Below are 6,673 nucleotides of genomic sequence, written 5' to 3'. Positions count from 1 at the left end.
AGTAACACATTTATTAGTTTGTAAATGTGTCTACCTATATCAGGATAAGACATGATTATACCAAATCATTAGGTTTACACAATCTAGGTGCCATGATAGGTTATAGTTACCAAGATGATGATGCTAAAGGTATATATCAATGGGCAAAAGATTTTCCAACAGATATGTTTGGACCTTGGAATATTGGTTCTATGAATGATATGAAGGATAATAAGGCAGCTATGACCAGTTATAGAAATACTCATAAACTAATTTCATTTTTTGGTCGATTGACTTATAATTACAATGAAAAGTATATGTTTATGGCCAGTTTACGCCGTGAAGGTTCATCACGCTTTGGAGATAACCATAAATGGGGTTGGTTTCCTGCTATATCAGCAGGATGGCGCATTAGCAAAGAGAATTTTATGCAAGATATCCAATGGTTAGATGACTTAAAAGTTCGCATAGGTTATGGCGTTACAGGTAATGAAGTCACATCTAATTTACTATCCATGTATTTGTTAAATTATGGTGGATATGCATATATTAATGGAAAATGGACACAAGGTGCAGGTCCATACCAAAATCCTAATCCCGATTTAAAATGGGAAACGAAGAGTGAGTTAAATTTGGGACTTGATTTTTCATTCCTAAAAAATAGACTTTCTGGTTCTATTGATATTTATCACCGTGAAACTTCAGATCTACTTTCTACCTATGAAGTACCAACTCCACCTTACATTGTATCAAGTATGATGGCAAATGTTGGAAAAATTAGAAATCAAGGCATCGAATTGTTATTAAGTGGTACTCCTATTAAAACACGCGATTTACGTTTTGACATTACAGGAACATTTTCCTATAACAAAAATAAAATCATTTCTTTATCAAATGGACTTTATCAAAAAGATTATTGGTATGAAGGAGCTACCGGTTCACCAATTCAAACCCATACTCACATAGTAAGAGAAGGTGATCCCGTTGGTAATTTCCATGGTTTCCAGACTCATAGTCTTACATCTGATGGTTTATGGATGGTATATGGTGCTGATGGTCAACCCAAATTATTGACTGATGCTGATGATGGCGACAAAAAAGTTATTGGTAATGGTATTCCAACAACTTATGGAAGTCTAAATTTAGCATTAAGCTATAAAGGTTTCGACGTATCTGTTATGTTCCGCGGTGCATTCAATTTTCAAGTCTTGAACCGCCAACGTATGCATTGGGAAACAACCTCACGTATTGGAGAAGGCAATCTACCTCGCTCAGTATTGGAAAAACCATTTGGTAGTAATTCATATGTAAAAGGTGCTCCTGCTATGCAAAGTTATTATGTAGAAGATGGTGATTATGTAAAATTGGATAATATAAGTGTTGGCTATACATTTAATCTTAAAAAACAAAAAGTCATTCAACGTCTTCGTCTATATGTAGCAGGCAATAATTTACTCACAATGACTGGTTATAAAGGACTAGATCCAGAAGTTAGTATTAAAGGACTTGCTCCTGGTGTTGAAGGATCTGGTGCAGGCGAGTTATATCCCACTACACGTCAGTTCACTGTTGGCTTAAATCTTTTATTTTAACCTTAAAAAATTACAGCAATGTTCAAAAAACAATATATTACTGGTGCATTTTTAGCTGTTATCTCTTTATTCAGTTCTTGTACCAATTTGGATGAAGAAATTTTTAGTAGCATCCCTGAAAAAGACTTTTATAAAACTGAATCTGAATTCTTGGCAGCCATGGTTCCCATATATTCCAGTATGCGTACCTTAACAGAACATTCAAACTGGTGGGATTTAGAAGAAACTACCGATGTTTGTGTTACTCCAGTTAAAAATCATGGCTTATGGTATGATGGAGGTATTTATATTCGCTTACACCAACATTCTTGGATGGAAGAAGATGCACATCTAAACAATATATGGAATGCATTATATTCAGGTGTCTCAAGTGCTAATAGAGTTCTTTACCAATTTGAAAATTCAACAATAGAAATGAATGGTAAAGAAAATTATATTGCAGAATTAAAAGTAGCTCGCGCATTTTATTATTACTTACTACTAGAAGCTTTTGGTAATGTTCCCATTATTGATCGATTTGATGTTCCTGATGGTTATTTACCAGCAACAGAGCCACGGTCTAAAGTTTTTGAATTCGTTGAGTCGGAATTAAAAAATAATATCAATAACTTAAGTGAAGATGTCTTAAACACCTATGGACGTTTTAATAAATGGAACGCAAAAATGCTTTTGGCACGTCTATATTTGAATGCTGAAGCATGGATAGGAACTCCCATGTATAATGAATGTGAAAATTTATGCAATGAAATTATTGCTACTAATAAATATAGACTAGACGGAGATTATTCACTCCCATTTTCTACAAATAACGAATTGAGTAATGAAACAATGTTTGTAATTCCATTCGATGAAACCAAATCAGGTGGTCAAATTTATATGTGGGCACGCAAAACTTTACACTATTCTCAAATGCAAACTTTCAACCTCCAAGCCACTTGGCTTGATGGTGGGTGCGTCGGAGTTCCTACTTTCTTTGATAACTATATAGAAGGTGATAAGCGTTTAGAAAAAACATGGCGCATGGGACAACAATATGCACTTGATGGTACTCCATTATGGACAAATGGTTGGTGCGGAGACCCACAAATGCTGCTCAGTTATACCAAAGATGTTACTAATATTAGTGGAGATGCTACCATGTATCAAGGGTATCGTTTTGGCAAATATGAAATCAAAATAGGTGCAACAGGTACTCCTGATAATGATTATGTCATTATGAGATATGCCGAAGTATTAATGATGAAAGCTGAATGTATACTCCGTACAGGAGGTAGCTCACAAGAAGCTGCCGAATTAGTAAATGAAGTACGTAGAAGAAACTTCGATACAACCAATGAATTAACCGGTTCAGAATTAGAAGCTACCACAATTTGTAATGGAGTTCCAGTAAAATATGGTCGTTTTCTTCAAGAACTTGGTGTAGAATTTGCATTAGAAGGCTTACGTCGAAGTCAACTTATTCGTTTTGATAATAATTTCACAAAAGGTACTTGGTGGGAACACCAGCCTACTAATGATACAAAACGTAATCTCATGCTAATACCATTTGATCAGCTACAACGTAATTCTAATTTAGTACAAAACCCTAAATAATACTATCATATTTCAAGCGGAATTTGAAAAATGTAAATTCCGCTTGTATTTTCTAACTAAATATATTATTATAAAAATGAGAAAACTTTTTATTATATGTGCCCTCCTATTCTGCCTTGGTACCGCTTCAGCCCAGCAGAAGTTCTCTGTGGCATCTCCCGACGGGAAGCTGAAGCTTGTGTTGGACATAGCACCTGAGAAAGTGGCCTACAGCGTGAAATACGGGAAACAGCAGCTGCTGGAGGACTCAAGGCTGGGATTCGAGTTCGACAGCGGGGAGTTCGGGGCAGGGCTCAAGGCGGGAAAGGTACAAAGGAGGAAAATAGACGAGGCCTACGAGCTGGTAGTGGGGAAGGTCCGCAGAGCGAGGAACTACTGCAACGAGATGACAGTGCCCCTGGTGGAAAGGAATGGGAAGGAGAGAACAGTGAACCTAATTGTAAGAGCATTCGATGACGGGATAGCATTCAGATATGAATTTCCGGAACAGAAAGCATGGGATTCATACGTGATGTATGATGAAAGGACACAGTTCAACTTGCAAGGAAACCCGATGGCGTTGCTCATGTACCTGCCCGGGTATGTGAATACACACGAAGGGGTATACAGTCATGTAAGATATGACAAGGTGGCAAGGAAAAGGCTGATAGAGATGCCCGCCACATTCGAGTTCGACAACGGGGTGGCAGTGGCCATAACCGAAGCGGCCATACGGGACTATGCGGGAATGTACCTGATGAAGGAGAAGGGTGGACTGGTGGGAAAGCTCTCGCCAAAACTCGGGCAGGAGAAGATAAAGGTCGAGACAGACAGTTTCCCGCACCGCACACCGTGGCGCGTAATCTCCGTTGCAGACCGGGTGGGAGGATTGCTGGAGACGAATATACTAACAAGCCTGAACGAGCCCTGCAGGATTGAAGACACTTCATGGATTAAGCCTTGCAGGACCACGTTCACATGGTGGAACGGGAATGTCGTGCCGGACAGCACCTTCTCTCCGGGAAACAACTTCGATACAAACAAGTACTACATCGATTTTGCAGCACGCAATGGCTTGGATGCACATGGAATCTACGGATATGCGGAGACTCCTTGGTACTATGATGACAACTTCAATTTCGGATGGGCGGGACCCAATGCGGACGTTATAAAACCGATACCGTGCCTGAACATGCCGAGAATTGTGGAATATGCAAGGAGCAAGGGGGTTGGCATACATCTGTGGGTACACTGGAGACCGTTGTACGACAAACTCGAAGAAGCCTTTGCGCTCTATGAGGGATGGGGAGTAAAAGGACTCATGGTGGACTTCATGGACCGTAATGACCAAGAGATGATACGCATCCAAGAAGAGATACTGGAATGTGCGGCAAGACACAGGCTCTTCATACAGTTCCATGGGTCGAGCAAGCCTTCCGGACTGGTAAGGACGTATCCGAATGAATTCACACGGGAGGGGACACTCAACTATGAAGTATGCAAATGGGACACGCTGGTGAATGCGGACCATGACATTGCGATACCCTTCACCAGGATGCTGGCGGGAGCGACGGACTATCACCTGGGAGGGTTCAGGGCACTGCCGCGCTCGGAGTTCAAGATACAGTATGTAAATCCTCATGTAATGAGCACACGCTGCCATATGTTGGCCATGTATGTGGTTTTGGAAAACCATCTCACCTCGTTGTGCGATACGCCAAAGGCTTATGAAGGTCAACCGGGGTTCGAGGTGCTCCGTACCGTGCCGGGAACGTGGGATGAGATAAGAGTTCCGCTGGCAAGGATGAATGAGCATGTCACGGTGGCCCGCAGGAGCGGTTCGGACTGGTGGGTGGGCTCGCTGAACAACGGTACGGAAAGGGATCTGAAATTGGAATTGGACTTCCTTAGTGAGGGGGACTACCAGGCAACGATCTATACCGATGCGGAGGATGTGGAGCGGAATCCAAACAATCTGGACAGACTGGTGCGGAAAGTTACAAGGAAGGATATCATTGAACTGAATCTGGCAAGGGATGGAGGAGCGCTATTACATATTACAAAATTATAAAAAATCATGATACGAATACATGTATTATTACTTGCAAGCCTCCTTTCTATATGGGGGCTTACAAGTTGTGAAAATTCGGATACAGATAAAGTAAATAGTTATAATTTAGAAGTTAACCTTTCTCAAAATGAAATTACTGCGATTAATGGTATAATATCTATCAAAGTATCAATAAAAGAATTCGATCAACTAGCTTATTTAGTAATAAATAAAATTAACGATACTAATAATATTTCTGAGAAATATATAAAATCAAATTTATCACCAGAATATATATTTGAATATATTATAAAAAAGGATGATTCTTCTACATTTTATTTTGAATTTATTGCAGTAGATAATAATAATCAGTCATCAGAAATTTCCAAATTGATAGTCAATAAAGGTATCGTCAATTATTCTAGAGAATTAAAATTTTCAAATTTAAAATGTGTATCCCGTATTACTGGTGCTGAAATAAATGGCACAAACGGATTACCTATTGTAGAATTTGAAGTAAATAATCGTACTAATGAATTATACAATGTAGGTGGTACAGATTTAGGTATTGTTTGGGAATTACAACCCGGACATTATGGACTTTTTTTCGGCGATACATTCGGTAGTGACTTTTATCCAAATTTTGTAAATCCAGGACCCAATGGGAGTAACTGGAGAAGTAATGTTTTGCTTTTCTCTGACGATCAAGATCTTTCTGATGGGCTCACCATTAATGGTGCTACTATGGATGAAAGTGGTAAAAATGCTCGTGAAATATGTTATGGAGGTAAAGATGGAAGTGGTAATGGAGATTGGACTTCTATTCCCACAGCAGCCATTCGTGCCAATGGCATAGATTATGTTCATTACATGAATATTCGTAATTGGGCAGGATGGATAACTAACTTTTCAAGTCTTTACAAATCTTCAGACAATGGAATTACTTGGACACGTTGCCAAAATGTAAAATTTGGTTCAACAAGTAATTTTGGTCAAGTAAGCTATTTCAAAAAAGACGGATATATTTATATGGTGGGTACAATTACTGGACGTGACAATAAGCCTCATCTTGCTCGTTTTTTAGAAGAAAATATTGAAAATCAAACAGAATACGAATTTTGGAATGGAAGTGGATGGATTAAAGGAAATGAAACTGCAGCCACTCCATTATTCAATGATATATCTGGAGAACTTTCCATCGCTTATCATCCAGAATTTAAAAAATGGATATTGCTCTATTTCAATAGTACACGCTATGATATCTCATTCCGAACAGCAGATCATATTATAGGGGAATGGAGTAAACCACAAAAACTAGTCGATGGCTGGCAATATTCACAATTGTATGGTTCTTATATTCACCCCATATCACTCAAAGGAAATATACTTTATTTCATTATGTCTATGTGGCTACCATATAATACTTATTTAATGTCTGCTGAACTCAAATGTAATCCATAAAAAGAATTTTGCTAAATCA

General features: G+C 38.8%; 4 protein-coding genes. All 4 read left to right on the top strand.

The window, feature by feature from the left end; translation table 11 throughout:
• The first annotated feature begins 26 nt into the window (after positions 1-26).
• The 4 genes from DW947_RS18295 (at position 27) to DW947_RS18280 (ending at position 6,654) form a co-directional block, all read left to right on the top strand.
• A complete protein-coding gene (locus tag DW947_RS18295; protein ID WP_243635104.1) occupies positions 27-1,571 on the top strand; it encodes a SusC/RagA family TonB-linked outer membrane protein in 1,545 nt (514 codons plus the stop codon).
• Positions 1,572-1,589: 18 nt separating this feature from the next.
• The gene (locus DW947_RS18290) at positions 1,590-3,164 is read left to right on the top strand and encodes a RagB/SusD family nutrient uptake outer membrane protein (RefSeq protein WP_005824689.1); all 1,575 of its coding nucleotides are present in this window, start codon (positions 1,590-1,592) and stop codon (positions 3,162-3,164) included.
• A gap of 76 nt (positions 3,165-3,240) precedes the next feature.
• Positions 3,241-5,214 (top strand): glycoside hydrolase family 97 protein, encoded by a 1,974-nt coding sequence (locus DW947_RS18285; protein WP_119958595.1) that lies wholly within the window; start codon positions 3,241-3,243, stop codon positions 5,212-5,214.
• Positions 5,215-5,220: 6 nt separating this feature from the next.
• Positions 5,221-6,654, top strand: a complete 1,434-nt coding sequence (locus tag DW947_RS18280) for a DUF4185 domain-containing protein (RefSeq protein WP_005825193.1) — start codon at positions 5,221-5,223, stop codon at positions 6,652-6,654.
• Positions 6,655-6,673 lie beyond the last annotated feature (19 nt).

The sequence above is a fragment of the Bacteroides sp. AM44-19 genome (genome assembly GCF_003603395.1).
In the GTDB taxonomy this organism is placed as follows: Bacteria; Bacteroidota; Bacteroidia; order Bacteroidales; family Bacteroidaceae; genus Bacteroides; species Bacteroides uniformis.
Note: the sequence above shows the minus strand (reverse complement) of the source record. Positions and strands in the feature narration are given on the sequence as shown.

Bases quoted from the DNA above. Each gene is read 5' to 3' on its own strand.
- DW947_RS18290 (WP_005824689.1), top strand. From the start codon at position 1,590: ATGTTCAAAAAACAATATATTACTGGTGCATTTTTAGCTGTTATCTCT.
- DW947_RS18285 (WP_119958595.1), top strand. From the start codon at position 3,241: ATGAGAAAACTTTTTATTATATGTGCCCTCCTATTCTGCCTTGGTACC.
- DW947_RS18280 (WP_005825193.1), top strand. From the start codon at position 5,221: ATGATACGAATACATGTATTATTACTTGCAAGCCTCCTTTCTATATGG.